General features: G+C 30.9%; 1 pseudogene. It reads right to left on the bottom strand.

Annotation, left to right across the window (positions count from 1 at the left end):
• Nucleotides 1-875: 875 nt before the first annotated feature.
• Nucleotides 876-2294 (bottom strand): annotated as a pseudogene (gene pyk, locus HGI79_RS22240) (pyruvate kinase); the annotation flags it as partial.
• Nucleotides 2295-3021: the final 727 nt, after the last annotated feature.

Here is a 3021-nt window from a genome sequence, read left to right as displayed (position 1 = left end):
TCGAACCTACGACCTTCGGGTTATGAGCCCGACGAGCTACCAACTGCTCCATCCCGCGATATTATATTGATAAGTTTACTTGTGTTTGCTGCTTAATCAAGCAACGAATGTTATCTTATCATCTTTACAGTTATAAGCTTTCAGCTATATTCCTCCTAACAATTCATGACATCCATGATACTTAACTATTCATCATTATACTTCCTATTTTACATGTTGATACGCCAGAGTTAGTTTACATAAGAAATATGTTATGTAAACATATTTCATGTATTTATCCGATGACTGCCCGCTCTAATACTCCCATCTTTATATAAAACTCCCCTGAAGCTAAGAATTCTGTTTACAACATTGATAGTGTTTTCAGTATTAAAAATCAACTCGTTAACTTTATTAGGATTATTCTTTGAAATTTCTTTTAACCTTGATTCCCCCTCATTCTTTATAACTTCTCTACTTTTTACTATACATATAGCTGCAATTGTGAAAGATATCAACAAACAACAGACAATAATAGATAGGATTATTTTGTAACTGATACTAAACTGCATTTTTTTACAATATTCAAACTAAATCTCCTCCTATAATTTAAACAATATATGATGCATAAATATAAAAAACTTAACAAGGGGTTACCTCAATATATTCTGAGGTAACCCCTTGTTTAATTTTGTTTATATTAGTTAATGCATTAAACAAATGATAAAACGCCTGACAACTTGTCCAATAATTAATATATTTTTTATGCAAATTTTTTACTTCAAATGATATCTCATTCTTGAAGCTTTTTTATGCTTGTCTATGGTCTTGAGCTACGTTACTAATACCATGTACTTAGGTTTAAATTATCCCTCTTTACCTTGAGCTAATACCTATCCAACAACATGGACTTTTATCATATTAGTAGTACCTGTATGATTTACTGGTATTCCAGCTGCTACCACAACTAAATCTCCTTTTTTTACAAACCCAGTTTCTAACGCCGTACCTATTGATTCATTAATTAATTCATCAGTTGTTTCTGATTTTGAGGCAAGTATTGGAAATACACCCCAATTTAAGGCTAATTTTCTAGCTACCTTTACATACGGAGTAACAGCTATAATTGGACACTCTGGTCTATATTTTGAAACCACTGTTGCTGTATATCCACTTTGTGTAGCTGCAATTATAGCAGAAGCATTTAATTCCATGGCAGTATTACAAGTAGCTAAACTTATTGCATTTGGAACATTTTGAACTGGTAATGTGCTTTTTTGTCTTAAATTAGCTTCATATGCAATTGCTTTTTCAGCAGCTTCTGCAATTTTTGCCATGGTAGTTACTGCTTCAATTGGATACTTTCCACTTGCAGTTTCTCCACTTAGCATTATAGCATCAGTACCATCAAATATAGCATTAGCTACGTCTGATGCTTCAGCTCTTGTTGGTCTTGGATTTCTTATCATAGAATCTAACATTTGTGTTGCTGTTATAACTGGTTTTCCAGCCTTGTTACATTTTGAAATTATGATTTTTTGTACTAAAGGAACCTCTTCAGTTGGTATTTCAACCCCCAAATCCCCTCTAGCAACCATTATTCCATCAGATAAATCTATTATCTCATCTATGTTATCAATACCTTCTTGATTTTCTATCTTTGAGAATATTAATATATCACTTCCACCATTTTCTTCTAATACTTTTCTAATAGATAAAACATCTGATGCTTTTCTTACAAAGGAGGCAGCAACTATATCTACACCTTGTTCAATACCAAATTTTAAATCATTTATATCTTTTTCTGTTAAAGCTGGAAGCTGTATTGAAACTCCTGGTATGTTAACTCCTTTATGATTTCCAACCATGCCTGTATTCTTTACAACACAATGAATTTTATTTTCTTCAACAGTTTCTACTTCTAATCCAACCAATCCATCATCTATTAGTATTATGTTTCCTGGCTTTACATCTTCATGTAGTTTATCATATGTTACAGAACAAGCTCTTTCATCCCCAACTATTTCTTCACCAGTGACAATGGTAAATTTGCTTCCTTCCTTCAACTCTACTTTACCTGCTTCAAAATTTCCTGTTCTAATTTCTGGTCCTTTAGTGTCTAATATTATTGCAATAGGCTTGTTTAATTCTGCACTAATTTCTTTAACTAGTTTAATACCTCTTCCATTCCCTTCATGATCTCCATGAGAAAAATTATGTCTTGAGGCATTCATTCCTGCTAAAATTAATTTTGATACTACTTCTTTACTTTCACTAGCTGGACCTATAGTGCATATAATCTTAGTTTTTTTCATAGTAACTTCCTCCCACACTCTTAATAATATAAATTTTTGTTTATTTATAATTAGCTCAAACTCTACGCCTGTAAAAAACATAGAGTCTATGCATAATCTATCATTGTCTTTGATCTAAAGTTGGAATATTCACATTATCACTACTATAATTTATTTTCTGCCTTTTTTTCTATTATACCAAGTTATTATCATACTGCAACATATTAATTATATTTATAAATAAATTAATAACATTTACAAATAAATATAAATAATTTCTAAAAAGTATATAAGAAATTCTAAAATGAATTTTTCGTTATCTGTAATGCTGTGGTAACTAATTTGACAATTATATGTTAACTTATTTGCATGAGTAAAATTTTAATATGAGCAATCTATGATAGTTATACTGCTTTATACATAAAATTCTAAGCTATTATATTGATGGCTAACTTGTATCACCAATTTATTACCATGTTTTTTTATTGATAATAAACACAATTCTAAGCCTAAAAGAATAATTAGTAGTAAAACAAGGAAGCTTTTTTGTTAACATCTATATTACAAAAGTGTAATTTTCACCAAATATCTGTGAGGCAAATTAACTAAATCTTATTTTGAGTAAACTAAAAAAACACTAAGCACAATGCCTAGTGTTTCTATTGTTATTTACCTAGCAGCGACCTACTCTCCCACAGGGCCTCCCCTGCAGTACCATTGGCACTGTGAAGCTTAACCGTCGTGTTCG

This window comes from Clostridium sp. DJ247 (assembly GCF_014231265.1).
The sequence above is the reverse complement of the archived record's forward strand: the minus strand, read 5'-3'. Positions and strand labels throughout refer to the sequence as shown.